Genomic DNA, 20555 nt, shown 5'->3' with positions numbered 1-20555 from the left:
CAACAGGTCGGATGATCTGATAGGACATGCCCCTTTTTTGGTATGTTAAGTTAACCCTAAGATGATCTGGGCTTCGTTCAGAACGAGGACTATGTTATGATCGTGCTATTACATTTTATACAAAAAAGTTGGGTGGCTATGAATCTATTTCATCAATATGTGAATCATGACGGTACTTTAAATGATACGCTGGTGCACAGTCGTGAAATTTTATATACAGGTACGAATGGCCGACATGTGGAACGTTTTTACGTGTCCTCCTCTGAAAGTTATATATTTAAACCCCTGACCAATGATGATCAGAAGGGACGGGAGAGATGGGTGTATGAGCATGTGCTTCCAGCATTATCACCCATCTATCCCCAATTGCTAGCTTGTTCCGATACAGACGCAGATGGCGGAGGAGAATGGATGGTGTTTGAGGATCTTGGTCCGTTACATCATCTACATGCAGACGAAACCCTATTGCAAGCTGTTGGACTTGTCGCAAGGTGGCATGCTTTGCCGCCGGGTCGTTTTGCCGGGATGCCATTGCGTGGACCGAAGCCGCTCATCCAGGAGATGGTTTCCGAGCTGCACACACGCAAGCCAGATATGTTAGAGCTTTGCAGCTCACTCGGTTTTTCGAAGCAGCAGATGCAGCGTATTTATGCACAGCTGGAGCATCTATCTTTTTCACACCAGCTTGTACTGTCTCATGGTGATCTTCATCCGGGGAACTATGCGTTGAGTGGGGAGAGGCTAAGGGTGCTGGATTGGGAGCATGCTCATCTAAACACACCGCTGTGGGATGTATATCACCTAATCGACATGTCGCATCCGTTGTTCCCTCGACGTATGACGTCTGAATTGCGTATTCGTATGCTGGACACCTATCTGGAACAGCTGGAGCTGTTGGGGATAAAGGGTGATCGAACGGCATTTATACAGGAGTATGGTATGTTTGCTGTGGTATTTTCGCTCTGGATGCTATTGCTAATCACAAGTGATTTGCAAAGGATGGGTACAGAACTGCATAGAAATAGCGACAAATGGTCAAAAGAGCAATTAGAGTCCCAATTGGATGCAACGTTAGCTTGTTTAAACCAATGTACAGCGATGATGGATGGGGTACAAGTCCAACCATGCAAGTAGTGGCTTAAGGCACAGATTCTATATAGTCAGCCAAAGAAGGTAGGGAAATAAATCCATGAAAAAAGTCGGTTTGGTCATGAGAAAAATACAATTTGCTGAAGCACAAGGGCCTCGTATTTTTGCAGAACGTCTGAAGCAGATCGGATTGGAACTGGGGGTAGATATCGTATTTGTATCGCCGGAGCGCCACGTAAGTAGCCATGACTGGCTTCCAGGCTATGAGCATGAAAAGAGTGACCTGGTCAATTATGACATTGTACTGGATCAACTGCATGAGCAGCAGATTGAGCACGTTATTTATACGGTATCTGGCTTTACTTATTTGAACATGTTTTTTAAAAACAGCGTACTCTTTCCACATAGTTTTCCAGATCCGGCACTGACAGGCTATGAGATGATGAAGCCTTTTTATCAGATTGTGGACAAGGCTATCGTACAGACTGCCTTTCTCAAGCAGGAGATGGCCTCGAAGTTTGGCGTAACCGATGTGACAGTCATCCCGATCGGATTTAATGAGCGGCTGGTGGAAAAGCATTTTGATCCCTCACAAGTGGTGGAGAACCGGGTGATGTGGATTGGTAGAGATGAAGAAAATCGGCGTCCGGATCTGGTGCTGGAGTATGCGCGGCATAATCCTGACAAGGATGTCTATATGGTGTTTGGTGGTGAACGCTACAAGGAGAGCATGAAGAAGTACGACATCCCGGACAATGTAAAACTTCAATTTGCATTGACGCAAGACGAGGTGTTTGCACTGATGAACACAGCGAAGGTGTATTGGAGCTGCTCCAAATTCGATACGTTCGCAATGCCGCTGACCGAAGCGCTCGCGATGGGGAAAATCGTGGTGAAACCCGAGCACCCTTGCTATGGGCACATCAGCTCTACGCATTCTTTTTCAGGAAATGAGAAAAACTGGTTCGAGCTGGTCAATATGGCTGCGGCTTCACCTCGCCGGGTTTCTGCGGAGAATCAGACATACGCCATGGAACAGTTTTCGAGTCAGGTGATGAAGCAGGGATACCGAGACTTTTTTGATGATTGGTTAAGCTGAACGACGAGGCAGGATGCGTGGATGTAGACCATAAAAAAGGGACTTTCGCTCTAATGAACGAAAGTCCTTTTTCTTATGACTGTATCTCTGCTATCGCTTCAGTATGAGCGGTCTTGCGATCCATCATGTAGCTGACCAGCATCAGTAGCAGACCGCCGACAGTAATGAGTGATGCAACCCATGGAATGGCGGGTAGCCCCATTTGGTTAATAACGACTCCTCCGATAAAAGCACCGCCTGCGTTGCCCAGATTCAATGCGGAATGGCTGGAGGTAGAGGCTAGCAAAGGAGCCTCATAGGCCAGATTCATGATACGAACCTGAATCCCCGGCATGATGCCGAATGCGGCAATCCCCCAGATAAAGACAGTGATCACGGCCAGTACCTTGTTTTGAAGCGTAAACGTCAGAATGGCCAGAATAATGGCCAGTACAGCATAGTTTGCAACCAAGGACGGAAGCAGCTTCCAATCTGCGAGCTTGCCGCCAACAATGTTGCCAATCGTGACGCCTAGGCCGAACAGGACGAGAATCCAGGTAATGCTGTGTTCGGCAAAGCCACTAATATCCGTAAGCATGGGCGTAATGTACGTAAAGACAGTGAACAAGCTACCACAGCCAACTGCACCTGTCAGCAGCATCAGCAGCACTTTTGGATTAAATAAGCTTTTGACTTCTTGTTTGAGACTGGAAGGCTTGTCCTGCTGAATCACCGGAATGTAACGAATAATTCCGAAGAGAGAAATCAAGCCGATCACAACAATGGCTCCAAAGGAAGCGCGCCAGCCGAGCTGCTGTCCGATAAAGGTGCCGAAGGGCACGCCAATAATGTTCGCTACCGTCAATCCGGTTAGCACCATAGAGATGGCCCCTGCCCGCTTATCAGGACGGACCAGCCGGGCAGCGATCAGGGAACCGGCACCCAGGAAGGTTCCGTGCGATAACGCAGTAGCCATACGGGCTGCAATCAGAAGCTCGTAGTTAGGAGCAATGACGGAAAAAAGATTCCCTAGAATGAATATGGACATCAGCAGACACAGTAGCTTCTTTTGTGGAACCTTATGGGTTAATACAGTAAGCACAGGTGCGCCAATGGCTACACCAAGCGCGTAACTGGTGATTAATTGCCCGGCTTGCGGAATCGTAACATGAAGATCATGGGCTACATTGGGCAGAAGTCCCATAATGACGAATTCGGTCATGCCGATGGCGAAGGCACCAAGGGTTAACCATAGCAAGGAGGGGGGAAAGCGATTAGCTGTCATATTTTCTTGAGTACTCATAAGTTTCTTGTATCCTCCTGAAAAATAGTAATGCGAGTATATCATTCCAGCCGACATCTGGCGACCCATTTTGCAAGAATTTTACATACTAAGCTGATAAGGTTTGTGTAATTTACAAAAGCGACAGGTTGGAAGGAGCCAATTATGTTATTTTGGTGGTAGTATGATATGAAGATAGGAAATGACGTTGTAAGGAATGATCCGGGGAGGATATAACAATGACACTTAAAGTGGTACATAGTATTACGGACTTAATCGGAGATACGCCTTGTGTGCGGCTGCAACGGCTCACAGGACCGCAGGATGCGGAAGTGTATGTGAAGCTGGAGTATTTTAATCCAAGCGGCAGTGTTAAAGATCGGGCGGCGGGCAATCTGATTGCCGAGGCGGAAAAGGCGGGACATCTCAAGCCGGGAGGCACGATTATTGAGCCAACCAGTGGCAACACGGGGATTGGTCTTGCGATGAATGCGGCAGCTCGAGGTTACCGTGCGATTTTGGTAATGCCTTCGAATATGACGAAGGAACGGATCAATATTTTAAAAGCCTATGGGGCTGAGGTCGTACTGACACCAGCGGAAGAACGGATGCCAGGAGCGATTCGTAAAGCTCTCGAACTGGGGGCAGAAATTGAAGGGAGTTTTATCCCGCATCAGTTTGAAAATGAAGCAAATCCTGATATCCATCGTACAACCACGGCACTTGAAATTTTGGAGCAGACGGAGGGGCGGTTGGATGTGTTCGTCGCTTCTTCGGGAACGGGTGGTACCATTACGGGTACAGGTGAAGTGCTGCGCCAGCATTTGCCGGATCTGCGGATTGTTGTGGTCGAGCCCAAGGGTTCGCCCGTCCTATCTGGGGGAAAACCCGGTCCGCATAAGCTGGTGGGAACGAGTCCGGGCTTTGTTCCCACCGTGCTGAATACGGAAGTGTATGACGAAATCATACAGGTTTCCGATGAGGATGCGATTGCGATGACACGGGCGATTGCTGCTCAGGAAGGGATTCTCGTCGGGCCCTCCAGTGGGGCTACAATATGGACGGCCATTCAGGAAGCCCGGCGTTTGGGAGCAGGCAAACGGGTACTCTGCATTGCCCCGGATACCGGAGAGCGTTATCTGAGCATGGGGATATTCGGATAAAAAGATGGGGATCGGGTCAAAGAGATTCGACTCATTTATATGTAAGATCCAGCCTCATTAATCGAAGTTACAGAAGTGAATTGGCGATATGGTAGACATAAACATTGAATACATCTTTGCCATATTCATAGGTTAATTTCACTCCTGACAAATCAATAAGCCACAATTCATAAGGTTATGGCTAATTAATTGTCGATTATAGCTTATATTCGTGAGAATTTTAAAAGTCTCACGGTTCATGTTCCGTTCTTCGACCTTATTTGTTTCTTCAGGATCCTCTTGAAAAAACCAAGTAATCAGAGAAGGAAACACCAAGCCTATTCTCCATTTCAGCAAGAGCTGCCTCAAACGGGTCAACTTATGAGATGCCGTGTACACGTAGTGCGTCGGTCAATTCCTTTACAGTCATGTCCTGTTTGAAAAAAATCGCAGTTCGTCCACAAGATCCAGCGTATCGTAAACATAGGGCGAGCGCTTTTTGCTAAGCATCTCTTCTTCAGCCGACTTATACGAGACACCTGTATAGGAACATACCGGATTCTTGCAAGCATCCGTCATGCTCTAAGCGTCAATCGTTCCGCTCTGTGTCGGTATTTTTTTTGTCATGCCGCATGGGAAGCAAAATGACTGCAATTTAGGAGGTTTGGAATACCTTTTAGGAATAAAGTTTAAAAAACGGGAGAATTAGATATATTCTTTATTCATCGACAGCAAGATATGACATACAGTCACTCACAATAAACATGATTAAGGGGTACCACTGAAATCATGTTTATTAGAATTTAATTTAGAGAGGAAGAGGAAAATGAAAGTAGATCAAATGTTTGACCTTGATTTAAGAAAGAGCTATGAGGCCAGTGAGCTTAGCCCACAAGCTTCAATCATCAAGACAACCATTAAGGTATCCAAAGCAGTATGTAAAACTCTTACCTGTATCTGTACCGGTTCTTGTTCCAATTGTAAATAATTCATAAGCGATTCGTAAGTCAGGGGTAGTGAAATGGGCTACCCCTACTTACATTATGGAGATTGCATGATAAAACCTAATATATATAATTGGCATGTAGCCCGGCTGACCGATCATTTTAGTTGTGGTGCAACTGTTGGTCAGCCGCTTACTATCCTGTTTATTGATACAGGCGTCGATAAATCCCACTCAGAGATCCAAGGTAATCTAGTTGAGGCAGAATGCAAGTCATTTGTACCTTATGAGCCTTGTCTAAGCGATTACGTCGGGCATGGTACAAAAATGGTTAGCTCTGTTACCGGCAAATATATATTGAAGGGGATATGCCCTTTCGCTCGGGTTGTTGTCTACAAAATTACGGACAAAAAAGGAATAAGCAAGCTTGAATGGTTGTATAGAGCGCTGGAAGAGGGTATTGCTAAAGGATATCCAATTATCAACATCAGCTATCGTACAGAATATGAGGTCGACTTATTCGAGTTCAATCGGTTTCAGGCTTTGGTTGACTGCGCTAATGCGCAAGGCATCTGGGTAGTCTGTTCCGCAGGAAACGATGGACGCGATATTACGCAGGAGTACAGAGTGCCTGCGAATTTAAAGGGAGTATACCCAATTGGATCAACTAATAAGAACGGGGATATCTCCGGGTTCAGTAATACGCTCAGCGGCCAATTTTTTGCGCCTAGTGGTGATGAGTATGAAATCAATTACAACAATGATTGGGTAATGGTTGCCAAATCAAGCTTCGACACAGAGGATTATTTATACGAAGTGCTGGGATTTGACAAAGCATACACAGTAGGTATCGGTACGAGTATTGCCAGCGCCTTATTCAGCGGAGTTGTTGCCTCTCTTAGCGGAGAGCTTATCGCGCAGGGGATGAATGCCGGGCGCAGAGAAATGGAGTGTCTGCTCCGTCAAGGCGCGAGACCGATTGATGTTCAGCGGAATTATTATGAAGTAAGCCTTGCCGGTTCAATTCGTGCTTTAAGACAGATGAGAGGTTGATTGCATGTTGGAAAACTTTGAAATCTCGGAAAATTACATGTACCGGAAGACGTTGCTTGGCATGGAGTATTATACGCGGATATTTGATCATGAACAACTAGACGATGATGAATATCTTGAAAGACTTGTACGGTTCGTTCAGAAGCAGGGGTTGATGGATTCCATTTATGTCTCCAGCCCCTCGACCTACGCTGCACTGCAAAGCCTGGAACAAGGCAGAACATTGAAGTCCAAAAAAAAGCGGAATCTTATCCTTAGTCTAAGCAAGTTCATTTCGCGGGCAATTTGTAGACCAACACCGTTTGGACTGTTCGCGGGAGTAGGCATTTCCCGGTTTGGAAACACGGGAGGCGCCGGAGAACATGTCGTCTGGGCAACTCCGGATTATAGCCTAATTTACCGCTTAATAGGGCTTTTCCATGGGGATGCGGATGTCCGCAATGAATTGAGACTGAGTGTAAATAACACCTCTTACATTGACCATCACAGGCTCGTCATCTCTTATCAGACTCTGTTTGCAGCAGATCAGGAGGAACGAAGCACTGAAAATATATCTATTCTCAAAACCCCGGTCATAGATTTCATCATGAAGATCCTTGATAAAGAGCAGCAGACTTTTCTGCAGCTTATGCAAGCTATAAAAGATGCCTTCGGCGTGGATGACACGATCAGCACAGATTTTTTGCAGCAATTGATAGAACAAGGCTTTTTGGTAAGTGAGATGATTCCCAATCCTCGGGATAGCGCTCCTTTGGAGCATCTGATCCGTACACTAAAGATGCTCGCTGCTCCCAAGGCAGCATATTACGCAGATATTTTGGAGAGAGTTGGACATGCCATTCAGGACATCACAGTTGCTGCGGTCAAACGCGAAGGCATTGAGGCTGTCCGAAAACTAGTCCAGCTTATCCTTCCCGAGTATCAGGGCGACTTGGTCAAAATAGACGTAAGGCTGAATCAAGCAAATGAAATTCACTTATCGGACAGCGATAGGCAAGCGTTGGCCCAAGTAGCTTCAATATTGAGCATGCTTTCTACGTACAGGAAAGAGGATACACTTTCCGACTATCGTCAGCAATTTACTGAGAAGTACGGAGTATATGAAGAAGTGCCTTTATTGCAGTTGTTCAGTAAGACGTTGGGGCTCGGCAAACCTGAAGAGTACAAGAGCCACTACCAGAATGGAGATAAGCACAGGCATAAGGATGAAGGCAGGTTCCGACAGCTCAAGGCGCTAATTGCTGAGTGGCAGACTGAAGCGCTTGCCAATCATTCGGATATCGTGCTTGACGAGGCCAAAATCCAACAGCTGTCTGAATTGAGTCTGGAGAATGTCCATGTCTCGTTCGATTTGTATTATTCGTGCATGGAGAATGAACAAGGTGAAGTTACGTTTTATTTAAACAACAGAGCCGGATCATTGGAAGCGTGTCAGAGCTTCGGAAGATTTGCCTACATGTTTGACAAAGATAGCCGTGATGAAATCTTCCGTTTTGTCAGGAACCCGAAGGATCAGAAAGCAGGGGAGAGCGCCGCTGAAATCTCATTTTACCCATTCAGCCCCAAAATAACTAATATTATGACGGCAGGCCCAACACCGGATCAATCCATGGATATGGCCACGTTCCCCGAGAATCGGAATTTGGATATTTCCCAATTATTGGTAGGTGTGGAGGATTCGGGATACTTTTATCTAAAGCACAGGGAAACAGGCGAACTGGTATTTCCAAAACTCAGTAGCATGTACAATACAGAGCTGGCTCCTTATCTGATCCGGTTTCTGAATGATATTAATCTGCAGTATCAGACCGGATGGTCCCATCTGGAGGAGTATCTCTATGATTCTTCTTTTACACCGAGAGTAACCTATAAAAATATCATCATCTGCCCTAAAAAATGGACATTATATGCGGATAAACGGCTCCAGAGCGAAGAACAGTTTTTGGCCTTTTTGGAGGATTGGATCATAAAGTATAACATTCCGCGATATGTATATTTGGTGGAGCTGGACAATAAGCTATTGCTGGATTTGGATCGCCATCATCATCGAAAGCTTTTGCACAAAGAATATACGCGGAATCCGGAAGGCAAGGCGGCTGTTATTATGGAGACGGAGAAAGAATTGTTCGCTTCCGTTAACCGGTATATGGAGGAGTGCGTATTTTTTTGCAAAAGCCCGATGTTTCAGTACTTGCCGATAGACAGATTGTCTGCACAGGCTACCGATAAAAGCTTAAATAAAGTGCTGAGTTCTTCGGTGAATGCTGTTTATTATCCAGGTTCGGATTGGATATCCCTGCAGGTATATTACAATCAGGAACTGCTAACCGATTTGCTGGGCAGTGCATTTAAGACATTCATGGACAATAGCGCCGAGTACTTCATTGACCAGGTTTTTTTTGTCCAGTATGCAGATAAGGAGCCGCATATCAGGCTAAGGTGCAAAATGTCGGGAAGCGTAGAGCATCAGCGTTTCACGGCCTTGAACTATGTTTTTGATTTCCTGAATACTGTAACCTCGTCCGGATTGGTTAGTTCCTATTCGGTTGTTCCTTACCGGCCTGAAATTTTGCGGTATGGCGGCACAGCCTTCATTGAACAAGCGGAGAGGTTATTTGCTATCGATTCTTATCTAGTTTCAGGCTATTATGCAGGGAAGAGGTCAATTAATGCAACCGATCAGATGTTATTTTGCTGCACCGGACTTTTTGAGGTTGTGAACTGCGCGTATCCGCTGGTAGAAGATCAATTGAAGGCTATGGCTGCGATTATTGATCCAAAGAAATTCAGACAGGAGTACCGGGAACACAAAGAAGCGCTATTCCAAAGGATTCAACAGACCCGTTCCATATCCATGCCAGCAAGCGATAAAGACGACAGGTTGCGGCAATACGCTGCATATTTCACGGCTATCCGGGAAGCTGACGACAGAACCAATTACTACGATGATATTATGTTCAGCATCATGCACATGTTCTGCAACAGAGTGTTCGGCCTGGACCGGGAAAAAGAAGAGCTTGCCCTACACCTATGCTACTTCAGTTTGGAAGATTATTTACAGGTAAGCAAATATCATGTTGCCTATTGAGGAGGAGCTTATGGCGGTCAAACAAGTCCCGGGAAATTTATCTGAAATAGTCAGGCAAAGCGCAGAAATTTACAAAGATATAGATACTGTAACCCTGCTAATCAAGAAGCACGCCATGCATGATTACCCTGAAATGGAGCTGATATCGCTGGCTTCAGGATACCCCGGGATCAGCCTTCTTCTGGATAAGCTAGATGAAGTTTACCCGGGGGAAGGGTGGGCTGCGCTTGCTTTCAAGTACAATCAGGAGATTGTGCGTTTAATCGGTAATATACCGTTCCATTCATTGTCACTGTATACCGGATTAGCAGGCGTTATTTATCTGTTCAACGAGTGTTCAAGAGGTTCAACAAGATATACAAATGTGCTCTCGCAGACGCTGGATATGTTTCTTAGCAGCTACGGGGAGTTCTATGAGGAGACAAGAGGGAAATTGGAAGACTCTTTGATTGAGGATAGCGACTTGGATTTGATTTCAGGCTGGACGGGGATTGCAGCTACATTAATGGAGGTTAAGGAACGCCAGGACAGATACGTTGGGAAGCTGGATGCAGTGCTCCTTAAGATACTTCAACTGATTACGGATGCTGTAGGCAAGCTGAGACATTTCGAGGAACTTCCCGAACAGACCATTTATTATAATCTTGGCATGGCGCACGGAATTACAGGAGCCATTAATCTGCTGGCCGTTGCACATCTCCGCCGCTACCCGTTAACTGGATTGAGAGAAGTACTGGAAGTTGCCAAGACTTTTCTACACGGAAGTATCAGGGAGTGGAACGGCACCCTTGTCATACCTAATATGTTCACACCGGATGAATCCGCAGAGACTAGTCGGAATCCAGGTTATCACAGAGATGCATGGTGTTACGGCACACCGGGAGCTTCTGTGGCTATGTTCCGGCTGGGATTGGCCCTGGAGGACAAAGCACTGCAGCAGCAGGCTCTGCAATTGTTCAATACCGTCTACTCCAGACCAGATTCGCTAAGAAAGGTAATTTCACCGACGATCTGTCACGGCTATGCAGGCTTGGTCCTGATTCAGCACCATTTCAGCCGTGCGGCAGCCATGCCGTTTAAGGATGAATTTTTGCATCGTTTGTTATCATATCGAAATACTGGTGAGGGAGTACCTTTTATAGACCTTGAGGGAAGCGTCGATGATCCGTTATCTCTCGATAAAGTTGGGCTGCTCGATGGATGTGCAGGTGTATTGCTGACACTGCTGACCTGTGATAATGAGAACTTGAGTACATGGAAGCAGATGCTGGTATTTAGCTAACAGGAGGAGACGGTAATGTTCATTTTATTAAAAGAAATTATTACAGTCATGGTGGGACTGATTACCGATTTTCTCTCTTTTCAACTGGATGCATATTTTTATATTTGGTTTCTGGTCCTGTTTATTTCAAGCTTGGCAGCGACCCTGGTTCAACGAAGCGAAGGGACTATTACCTACAGCACAGCCGAATGTGTCGGAATAAATGTGCTAGTTGTCGTATTATACCTAGTAATCGGTACAATTTTGGCCAGATACTTTGCAAGTTTTGAGGATCAGCAGATTGTTGCTGAAGATAAGATTATGCTGTATAAAATTTCTTTTATGCTTACATCCGCTGTAATTATAGTGGATATTATACTAGATAGGTTGAAGAGAGGGCGGAAATTCTCCTACTCTTTGGAGTTTCTTGCCGGAAGCGCCGTGTGCTTCTTACTGTTCCAGTTAAGCAACCAAACGGACTGGATAGGAACCAAGCTGTCGCTCTCCTATATTGTCATGGTAGCGATAGCCGCAGGTGTCTATACAATGGCAATGAAGTTTTTGCTAGAATACGAAAATCACAAAGAGAAATAGGTGATTAAGCCATAATGGAATTGAATATGGAGAGCACGGCATATAAAAAGATCGGTGAAGAAAAACAAACGGCCCATTCCTTGCTGAAGTTAATCAAAATTGCGAGATGGCCCAAGCTTGCGCTTGCTTGGAGCATCGTATTTACACTGATTTCCGCCGCTTTTTCATTAGTATTGCCGATCATGACAGGCAAGCTTGTCGATAAGATCTCAGCTATGGAGCTGACGATCCAGACCGCAGCTGTGCTTATTTCGCTGTTTCTGGCCGGAGGGATTTTAAACGCCGTGTCTTCTCTGCTCCTCAGATATGTGGGGAGCAAGTTTTTTCAGGAACTGCGACTGAAAATTTGGGAAAAAATTATCCATTTGCCGGTTAATTATTTTGATAACAACGAGAACGGCAAAATCATCAGCAGAATGACGAACGACCTTGCTATTGTAAGTAATTTTCTAGCTATCACTCTGCCTTCTATTCTGGCTGATGTCCTGATGGTCACTGGTTGCATCATCATGTTATTTGTGTTGGATTGGAGATTAATGAGTGTACTCGTTGCTCTGATTCCTATAACGGCGCTACTAATCTATCCCATTGGAAGAAGGATGAATAGGGTAGCGGTTGAGGCACAGGATGCAGCCGCAGACTTTTCCGGTGAGTTATCCAAAATTCTCTATAACATCAGATTCATTAAAGCGACGACGTCGGAAAAGCTTGAAATGAAATATACTCGGGAGATACTTGGACGTATCTTTCGCTTGAACATCAAAGAGGGAATATTGTCAGCTGTCATTGAGCCGATTGTCACAATTATCATCATGCTAGCTTTGGTAGGAATGTTTTGGTATGGAAGCGCCGGCATTGCCGCTGGACATATCACTACAGGTACTCTGGTATCCATGATCTTTTATTTGTTTACAATGGTTTCGCCTCTGACCCAGCTCAGCAGTTTTTTCTCGCAGTATCAAAAGGCCAAGGGAGCAAGTAAGGAAATTTATACCATATATAACCAGCGAGATGAGAAGCAAGAAAAGTTAGGCAGTGTGCCGGACATGAAAAGTCATGATCAGAATTCGGATATCCTGCATTTTGCCAATGTTTCTTTCTCGTACAACCAGGGCCAACCGGTATTATCCAACGTGGAGTTAACCTTCAGAGGCTGTACCACTACAGCGATCGTAGGGCCTTCCGGCTCGGGAAAAACAACAATATTTTCTTTAATAGAGAAATTTTACTCAGAATATAATGGAGAAATCTATTACAATAATGTATATTTGGATAAGATTAGGACAGAAGAATGGCGTCGCAAAATATCCTATGTTATGCAGGATAGTGACTTACTGGTAGGATCAGTGAGAGACAATCTGGTATATGGCCTAAACAGAGACGCGGATGACCATGAGATTTATGCGGCTCTTGATACAGTAGGCTTGAAGGAGGTAATTTATCAATTACCGGATGGTTTGGATACCTTTGTTGGAGAAAGGGGAGTCAAATTATCGGGGGGACAGAAGCAGCGAATCCAGATTGCCAGATGCTTGCTTTCAGACCATGAGATTCTGCTGTTTGATGAAGCTACCGCCAACCTGGATAGCGAGTCAGAGCAGCTCGTCCATGATGTAATCAAGCTTCTCTCCAAGAATAAAATGACCATTGTTATCGCTCATCGTTTGTCAACCATCTACAAAGCGGACCAGATAATCTTTTTGGATAAAGGAGAAGTAACGGGGTAGGCACGCATCACGAATTAATGAGTTGGCATGATAAATATCGTGATTATGTTCAATTCCAGCTTCCCGCACAATTAAGTTAGGGAGGGGCGGTGGCGTTGTATCATCAATTGTCAACGTGGATCGTTGATAAATACTTTCAAGACGAAGAATTGGAAGCGGAGAAGCGTGCTTATGTGCTTTATTATCTGGAGAACATACTGGCTGGCACAGAAAAAATACTTCTTGTATTGATCAGTGCCTGTTTGCTCGGTGTATTAGCCGAAACGGCTGCGATGCTGCTTTCCTATACAGTGGTCCGGCGAAAGTCCTTTGGCTGGCATGCTCGCAAGTCGCATCATTGCACCTGGGTCAGTCTACTGACCTTTGTGTTTGTTCCCTGGCTCTTAAAGGAAGTAGAATGGAACCGCTTTTTTTTGGCGACGCTCTGTCTGCTTTCTATCATTCTGATTGTCAGATACGCTCCGGCCGATACGGAGTGCAATCCATTGGTAGATCCGAAGTTCAGAAGAGCATGCAGATTACAAGCTATCTTTTTAAGTATAGTGTTTGTTTTCATGGCCATCGCACTAGATTTTTATCCTTGGTTAATATTTGGGCTGTTTCTTGAAGCAGTTGTCATCACACCAGTATTCTATTCCATAATGAGAAGGAGTTATGCCAATTATGAACAATATCAAGAATATTAAAGAATACAGAAATAACCATACTCAGAGACTCAAGGCTAAGCTACTGGAGCATATGAGTAAAAGAGGTGAAGGAGGAGGGATTTGTTTCGGGTTGTTCTATGAACCAGTCAACCCAAAAGTTTGGAAATTGAACAAAAAATGATTACATCCGGCATTTATTTTTTGCAATACACCAGCTATCTTGTAATATATCATATGGTCAGCGGCAATGGTCTAAGCGTTTTCCGTATGAATTATAAGCTGCTGCTGTTTTTAGTCATGTATTATTTTATCGGAATAACAGCTCTGAATAACTTCGGACTGATTGTTTACCTATTTCTATTTGTGCTACTGGCATTATACGGGTGGTTGACCGACAAATATGAATCCTTGTGGGTCATAGGCTTCTACGCCATCCTTACCATCTTCATTACGACACTGCTGGGTTATTTCATAACGGTAATCAGCTATGCGGTTCCTTATGAATATAAAAACAAATGGACGGCGCCCTTCCTAACCGCTTGTTCACCTCCGCTGATCTACTTGGCGCTCCGAAAGCTTGTGTCTTATTTGTTTCCTACTCCGGCGGTCAGGCTTTTGAAGATATATCGGATTAAGCTTATCGTCGGAGCTTCTTTAATCTTAGTCTTGGGGATCATCGGACTAGGACTGATTATCTATTCGGAGTGTGAAAGCAACAATCCGTATCCAAGCAGATTAAAGATTGTGTTGATGCTGATCGGCTTGACCTCCATCTTCCTGATGACGATCAATTGGCTGTATCGCTTCCTGCGTGAACGTGAGCTAGAGAAGAACAAGACGGAACAATACCTGCAGCTGGAGGCTTATATTATGGAGATTGAAAAAATGTACGAAGACATCCGCGGCTTCAGACATGACTATACCAATATCCTGTTAATGCTGGACGAGGGGATCAGAACTGGGGATTTGGCGATGATCAAGCGGATATATGAGAGTTCTATCCAACCTACTGCCTCACAGTTGAACGGATATTCCTATAGTCTGGATAACCTGATTAATCTGGACGTGAGTGAGCTCAAGAGTATTATTACATCCAAGGTGCTGGTGGCAAAGAAGCGTGGAGTTGACGTAAAACTGGAAATTGATAGCGGTATCAGTGAAATGTATATGGATATTATAGACCTTTGCAGAGTAATCTCTTGTTTCCTGGACAATGCAATCGATGCGGCACTAGAGACCTGCAATCCGTCCATAAATATTGTGCTGATCCATGAAGACGATATTCAGACGGTGACGATACGAAACTCTTATAATCATTCTGCACTTGACGGGATTAAGGTGAATGATCTCTACAAACGGAACTTTTCAACGAAAGCGGACAATCGAGGTCTTGGCTTGTACAATATAGCAAAGGTGCTGCGCAGCAACAAGTATGTAACTTTGGATACCAAAAAGGAACCGGATTTTTTCACGCAAACATTAATTATAAAGAGAGCGACATCATGAATATTTTTATTCTGGAAGATCAGTTTATCCAGCAGCGCATAATGGAAAAGATGGTCCGTAAAAGCTGCGAGGAACTTGGCATCTGCTGCAGCAATCTCATTGCCACCAGTAAGCCGGATCTCCTGCTTTTTGAATCTAAAGCTTGTGCGAATAACTTGTATTTCCTTGATATTGAAATCTCTGGTTGTCAGATGAAGGGACTGGAAGTTGCCCAGGAAATCAGAAAATATGATATGTATGGGCATATTGTCTTTGTAACTACCCACGGTCATCTGTCTCCGCTTACCTTCCAATATAAGGTAGCAGCTCTTGATTTCATTATCAAGGATGCTACTCAGGATGAAATGGAAAAAAAGGTCAGAGAAGTTCTTGTTGTTGCCCATCAAAGAAAGCCTGTGTTGGATGTCAATGATTGGTTTATACTCGACAATAAATTTACGAAATTTCAAATTTCCTTCTCCAGCATTTATTACTTTGAAACAACCGGTGTTCCCCACAAAATCCGTCTGGTTTCCGAAAACAGAACTCTTGAGTTTTACGGCGATCTGAAAGATATTGAGGCTAAGGACCCAAGGTTGTTCCGGTGTCATCGGGCATTTATCGTAAACCTGATGAAGGTGGAATCTATAGATAAGAGCAAGAAGGAGATCATTTTTCAAACCAATCAGAATTCCGGAGAAGCAAGGCGCATTATTCCCGTTTCCCGCCAATTGTTGAAGCACCTCTTAGATAAGATGGGAGACCGGAGCCTCCTGAACAGACCTGTTTACGAATAGAATAGATACGGAGGGCATAGTTCTTCGGGAAGAAAAGGGGAGGAATATGGAACAAAGATTATCCGTTCAAGCAGAGGTGAAAGGCATTGATGCCACCAGTTTAAAATTAATTGCAGTATTGGCAATGCTAATTGATCATATTGGAGGGCTATTTTTTGCCGATTTTTTGGGCTTTCAGGTGGTAGGCAGAATTACATTGCCTATCATGGCTTTTTTTGTAGCCGAAGGATATATCCATACCAGAAGCTTCAAAAAATATACAATGCGCCTTGCTCTAACCGGGCTAGCCAGTGTGGTGCCTTACGGATTGGTATTTAAAGATTGGTATACTTCGGGAAACATCATGCTAACGTTGTTGATGGGCCTACTGGCAATATGGTTCTATGACAACACGACCAATCCTGTGCTTAAATACTTGGCTATTTCGGCTCTTTGCGTAGTCTCTCTTTTGGGAGACTGGAGTGTGATTGGAGTGTTCCTGGTTCTGGCTTTCTATGTGGCTCGCAAACAACAGAAGATTTACAACGGATGGATTATTGCAATAATTGCGCTTATGTTCATTTTCGGAGTCATCATTATATGGGCTGTTCCCGATTCGCTCAGCATCATGGGCATCAACGCCAGCACAATGAACGAATATCTTTATCCGTTTGCGATCGGCGGGGCCTGTATTTTTGCACTCCCTTTGCTATCCCGATATAACGGAGAGAGGGGAAAAGGTCCACGAACCTTCTTCTATTTGTTTTATCCGCTGCATTTGCTCGCGCTTTATCTGCTGAAGTTGGCTATTGATTATTACATATAAGAAGGGCTGTCTAATAAGTAACTAAAATAAAATCAGACGGGAAACGACATGTTTTCCGTCTGATTTTTGCGGTTTGACGAACTATTCGAATGTTGATGAAGCAAGGAATACTTTGAGGGTTCAAGGAGGAGCAGCATGAAAATTATGCCTTTACAGAAACGTGGAATCTCCGATAGTCGGCTGGTACTTGGCTGCATGCCTTTTGGTGGAGAATGGAGCCATGCACCGTATACACAGGAGCATGTCGTTGAAGCGGAGAGAGCTGTAGAAGCTGCACAATCCATCGGGATTACGATGTTTGATCATGCGGATATCTATCGTATGGGAAAAGCGGAAGAAATTTTCGGTCGGATTTTAAAGGGACAGCCCGGATTGCGTGAACAAATCGTAATTCAGTCCAAATGCGGCATTTTTTTGCCGGATGGCACGCTCCCAGGCCGTTTTGATTTCTCATATGATCATATTATGGAGTCCGTAGATGGTATCTTGAAGCGTCTGGGTACTGAGTATTTAGACATCCTGCTGCTGCACCGCCCCGATCCGCTGGTAGAGCCGGAAGAAGTAGCAAAGGCGTTCAGCGAGCTTAAGACATCCGGCAAAGTACGGCATTTTGGCGTTTCCAATATGAATGTAAGCCAAATTCGTTTTCTGGAGCGCAGCCTAACGGAGCCGCTGATTGCTAATCAGCTGGAGATGAGCCTGGCACATCTGCATTTTATAGATCAGACCGTACACGTGAACCAGCAGGCGGGGACGAATGTACATTTTGGCGAAGGTTTGCTGGAATATTGCCAAACTGAGGATATTCAGCTCCAGGCTTGGGGACCGCTGGCGCAGGGGCGTTTTAGCGGAGGTTCTCTGGAAGGAAAACCTGAGCATATCCATAAGACGGCAGAACTGGTGCAGAAGCTGGCCTCTGAAAAGGGGACGACACGCGAAGCGATCGTCCTGGGCTGGCTTATGAAGCATCCGGCACGGATTCAGCCTGTCATTGGCAGCGCCAATCCTGAACGAATCCAAGCATGTCAGGATGCTGAACGCCAGAGCGAGCTGATGACCCGTGAGGAATGGTATCAATTGTATGTCAGTGCACGTGGACAAGCCTTGCCGTAACTGACATTACGGACTAGCTTGTTACAGCAGACGTGTGCGGATGTAAGTACATGACCTCGTTTCGTTTATACGTACTGTATTTAATAGGCCCTCCTTTCGTCTCATTAACAGACGGAGGGGGGGCTTTTTACATGGATAGATCCTAATTTCTGCAGCAGCTATTCCTCTTCGTACCGTGCGAGGGCTTTGGCTGTTGTTTCTTTCATTCGTGAGATCAGCCGTGAGCCTTGGACGACCTTGACACGTTTGCCAAGGAAACGGATTTTGGATAGCACATATTCACATTCGTCTGCCTGGAAGGTGAGCGTAATACGATAGGTATCAGCTTCCTGTACATATTCGACCTCTTTTTCAAAACAGGAAAAAGCATATAAAATACGAGACATTTCACCGTTGTATACAGGAATAATTTCAATGATGCCCTGTTCTTTGCGCGACTCCAGTATACCGAGTATTCGTTGGGTAAACTTCTCGGCTTCTTCAGGAAGAATCTCATCCTCCGTAACGGTTACGATGTTGGATAGTTTAGTAGACATGAATGCGCGATGTCGGCGATTATACCATAGCAGACTCCATTCTTTTTTGACCATGGAAAACTCCAGCTTATAGGGAAATCCGGACATTCGCTCATGTAGGCGTCCGTTGCGCAGTTTGTAGGTCATACAGATGCCTGAACGGGATCGCAGAATGGAACGCAATTCACGCAGGAGCGGATGATAAACCGAAGCAGCAGGAACTCCTGCCTTTTCGCGCAGGCTGCCATCGGCCTCCAATGGCTCGTCGTCTGCAAGTAATTGCCGAAGCTTATCAAGTGTAGACGGGGTAAAAGCCTCTGTCGCTGCCGAGTCTGCAAGCATGGACTTAAGCCAGACTCTTTCCTGCGAGGTGGTAGCAAAAGCGCCCGATTCATCCAACCGTGAGACAATCTGATAGTTAAATATTTTCTCGAACAGGCTCATAATAGGCTTGCAGCTCCTTCCATTCCTGTCTGAATTCCTTACGCAGCCGCTGGGGCTCCAATACCTCACAGCTTGATCCGAAGCTGCGAATCCACGGTTTAATCTCAGTGATTCCATTCACTGTGATTTCGTAGATAAAGGATTCACTTTCTTCCTCCGTAATCGTACCCCATTGTCCTTGTGACAGCACACGTTCCCGAATAAAGTTGCGTTTTGCCCCTTCGGGATTAAAAAAACGTACCCTTACCTTCACGGGACGACCCGTATCAACAAGCCAGCTGTACCGCATTTTTTCCTCCAACACGGCTAACAGGTCGGCATAAAGCTGTTCTGGGACAGGCTTGCCCTCCACCAATTGGGTCATGCCCTCCATACGAAACTTCATGATTCCTTTGCCGCCCACATGACCAAGCACGTACCAACGTCCATATTGATGATCATAGATGACTTGCAAGGGCAGAATGGTATGTTCACGGCCTTCAGTCTCTTTTTCAAATCGTGGGTTTGTGTTCTGTGACCCGTACATGCTTCGTTTGGATGCCGAAAAATATAAAAAGGTTACGCAGCGGCGTTGCCGAATGGCATGCAGAAGCGGATGAATATGGGCTTCGTCCAGAATGCGTGAATAATAATGGTATTTATATAAAAAAGGCTCTGCCATCTCCCGATCTCCGAGCTGGCGGCGCATGGCCTTTTTAAGATGATCTCGCAACAGATATCCCTGCACAGAGGGGAGCTGAGTGTTGGCCATAACGTCCACAAAATCATATAAGTCCAGTAATTCCTCGTCCGTCAGTTCTGTCACCAGATCATTACGGACAGCATAGCGATAGGGTCTGCCGCCAGGCTCCTTACGAACTACGCCGACTTCGACCAGATATTTCAGATCAGAACGGATTGTTTTTTCATCCGGCAGTGCACTGTCGGAAGGCAGCCCATTGCAGCAAGCGTCCAGCAGTTCCATGGTGGTCATAGGCTGTGATTGCAGCGCTGTCAGCAGAAGGGATAAGCGGACGCTTTCCGATTCCTTGAGCGATTTGGCCCGAAACAGGAATAACAATAACGGATCAGTGGATTCGTAATAATTAAAGCGCAGCATCTCATTAAAATCATGTCCCTGTTCCGCAGGCAACTGCTGTTGTACGGATTGGACGATTTCCTTGAGGCGCCGGATCGTTTTATCAAAGGTATGTACCGAAATGCCAAGTCTGTCTGCAAACTGCTGCCGATTATAAGCGCCGCTTGTTAGTGTGAGCATACGCAGGAATTGAATTTCTTTATCAAAACTCTCTCTCGCCATGATGCATTCCCCGTTTCTGTAGCCGTTCTCCGAAAACAAGTATCCCTTTATTCTATCAGGGAAGGGATGCAGGAAAAAGGTAATTTATTCATCTTTGTAATACTTTCACCATGTTCATGACTTCCAAAATAAAGGATTATAGGGACATAAGGTAGCACGATAAGTAAAAAGTCATACATAACAGAAGGGTGA

The 20555-nt window shown here is 45.1% G+C and carries 17 protein-coding genes; 14 read left to right on the top strand and 3 right to left on the bottom strand.

Annotated elements, in window-relative coordinates:
- Positions 1–96 precede the first annotated feature (96 nt).
- Together G7035_RS03935 and G7035_RS03930 are read left to right on the top strand one after the other, a co-directional pair.
- Positions 97–1134: a phosphotransferase family protein gene (locus G7035_RS03935; protein ID WP_029514847.1), complete on the top strand. Its 1038-nt coding sequence runs from the start codon at positions 97–99 to the stop codon at positions 1132–1134.
- 55 nt (positions 1135–1189) lie between these two features.
- On the top strand, positions 1190–2188 hold the full coding sequence (locus G7035_RS03930) for a glycosyltransferase (protein ID WP_019686235.1): 999 nt from the start codon (positions 1190–1192) through the stop codon (positions 2186–2188).
- 73 nt (positions 2189–2261) lie between these two features.
- On the opposite strand, the gene G7035_RS03925 is transcribed toward G7035_RS03930, so the two are convergent.
- Complete coding sequence (locus G7035_RS03925) at positions 2262–3470, bottom strand: MFS transporter (RefSeq protein WP_016819870.1); 1209 nt, start codon at positions 3468–3470, stop codon at positions 2262–2264.
- 218 nt (positions 3471–3688) lie between these two features.
- On the opposite strand from G7035_RS03925, the gene cysK reads away from it, so the two are divergent.
- The 12 genes from cysK to G7035_RS03865 all read left to right on the top strand — a co-directional run bounded on the left by cysK (position 3689) and on the right by G7035_RS03865 (position 18104).
- A complete protein-coding gene (gene cysK / locus G7035_RS03920; protein WP_017426260.1) occupies positions 3689–4612 on the top strand; it encodes a cysteine synthase A in 924 nt (307 codons plus the stop codon).
- Positions 4613–5417: 805 nt separating this feature from the next.
- Complete coding sequence (locus G7035_RS03915) at positions 5418–5579, top strand: epilancin family lantibiotic (protein WP_080561132.1); 162 nt, start codon at positions 5418–5420, stop codon at positions 5577–5579.
- Positions 5580–5645: 66 nt separating this feature from the next.
- Positions 5646–6587: a S8 family peptidase gene (locus tag G7035_RS03910; RefSeq protein ID WP_228552540.1), complete on the top strand. Its 942-nt coding sequence runs from the start codon at positions 5646–5648 to the stop codon at positions 6585–6587.
- A gap of 4 nt (positions 6588–6591) precedes the next feature.
- Positions 6592–9675, top strand: a complete 3084-nt coding sequence (locus tag G7035_RS03905; RefSeq protein WP_019686237.1) for a lantibiotic dehydratase — start codon at positions 6592–6594, stop codon at positions 9673–9675.
- A gap of 10 nt (positions 9676–9685) precedes the next feature.
- The gene (locus G7035_RS03900) at positions 9686–10957 is read left to right on the top strand and encodes a lanthionine synthetase C family protein (protein WP_017426262.1); all 1272 of its coding nucleotides are present in this window, start codon (positions 9686–9688) and stop codon (positions 10955–10957) included.
- A gap of 15 nt (positions 10958–10972) precedes the next feature.
- Positions 10973–11530, top strand: a complete 558-nt coding sequence (locus G7035_RS03895) for a DUF5823 family protein (RefSeq protein ID WP_017426263.1) — start codon at positions 10973–10975, stop codon at positions 11528–11530.
- A 14-nt stretch (positions 11531–11544) separates the two neighbouring features.
- The gene (locus G7035_RS03890) at positions 11545–13257 is read left to right on the top strand and encodes an ABC transporter ATP-binding protein (RefSeq protein WP_230877826.1); all 1713 of its coding nucleotides are present in this window, start codon (positions 11545–11547) and stop codon (positions 13255–13257) included.
- A 95-nt stretch (positions 13258–13352) separates the two neighbouring features.
- A complete protein-coding gene (locus G7035_RS03885; protein WP_019686238.1) occupies positions 13353–13943 on the top strand; it encodes an accessory gene regulator AgrB in 591 nt (196 codons plus the stop codon).
- Positions 13944–14063: 120 nt separating this feature from the next.
- The gene (locus G7035_RS03880) at positions 14064–15410 is read left to right on the top strand and encodes a sensor histidine kinase (RefSeq protein WP_230877825.1); all 1347 of its coding nucleotides are present in this window, start codon (positions 14064–14066) and stop codon (positions 15408–15410) included.
- Positions 15407–16186: a LytR/AlgR family response regulator transcription factor gene (locus tag G7035_RS03875; protein ID WP_017426267.1), complete on the top strand. Its 780-nt coding sequence runs from the start codon at positions 15407–15409 to the stop codon at positions 16184–16186. The genes G7035_RS03880 and G7035_RS03875 overlap by 4 nt, the downstream gene beginning before the upstream one ends.
- Positions 16187–16232: 46 nt before the next feature.
- Complete coding sequence (locus G7035_RS03870) at positions 16233–16991, top strand: TraX family protein (RefSeq protein ID WP_017426268.1); 759 nt, start codon at positions 16233–16235, stop codon at positions 16989–16991.
- Between the two features lie 135 nt (positions 16992–17126).
- Positions 17127–18104, top strand: coding sequence for an aldo/keto reductase (locus tag G7035_RS03865; protein ID WP_019686239.1), 978 nt, complete (start codon positions 17127–17129; stop codon positions 18102–18104).
- 158 nt (positions 18105–18262) lie between these two features.
- On the opposite strand, the gene G7035_RS03860 is transcribed toward G7035_RS03865, so the two are convergent.
- Complete coding sequence (locus G7035_RS03860) at positions 18263–19063, bottom strand: WYL domain-containing protein (protein WP_019686240.1); 801 nt, start codon at positions 19061–19063, stop codon at positions 18263–18265.
- Positions 19038–20363 carry a helix-turn-helix transcriptional regulator gene (locus tag G7035_RS03855; RefSeq protein ID WP_019686241.1) on the bottom strand — a complete coding sequence of 442 codons (1326 nt, stop codon included), beginning with the start codon at positions 20361–20363 and terminating at the stop codon, positions 19038–19040. The genes G7035_RS03860 and G7035_RS03855 overlap by 26 nt, the downstream gene beginning before the upstream one ends.
- Positions 20364–20555: the final 192 nt, after the last annotated feature.

The organism is Paenibacillus polymyxa (assembly GCF_015710975.1).
GTDB classification, from domain to species: domain Bacteria; phylum Bacillota; class Bacilli; order Paenibacillales; family Paenibacillaceae; genus Paenibacillus; species Paenibacillus polymyxa.
This window is presented reverse-complemented; position numbering and strand designations above follow the sequence as displayed.